This window comes from Lyngbya sp. CCY1209 (assembly GCF_055795065.1).
The window spans coordinates 1-209 of sequence record NZ_JAYFER010000341.1; the positions used below are offsets into that span (position 1 = coordinate 1).

The 209-nt window shown below is 46.9% G+C and carries 1 protein-coding gene; it reads right to left on the reverse strand.

Annotated features, from left to right (window positions below; translation table 11 throughout):
• Positions 1–209: reverse transcriptase domain-containing protein (locus AC0QHF_RS09735; RefSeq protein ID WP_324704010.1), on the reverse strand; the 209-nt coding region annotated here is incomplete at both ends.

The following is a 209-nucleotide window of genomic DNA, read 5'->3' on the forward strand; positions in this document are numbered from 1 at the left end:
GCGATGTTGGCGAGGAGTGGACTTATTACCCCTCCTTGAGGTGTCCCGGCTTTTGTGTCGTCAAATACACCATTGTCCATAACCCCGGCTTTTAACCATTGTCTGATATTGCGCCTAATGGTCGTTGGACATTGAAGTTTGGATAGCAGGTAATCATGGTCAATCTGGTCGAAACATTTGGCAATGTCGGCATCAAGGACGTAATATCC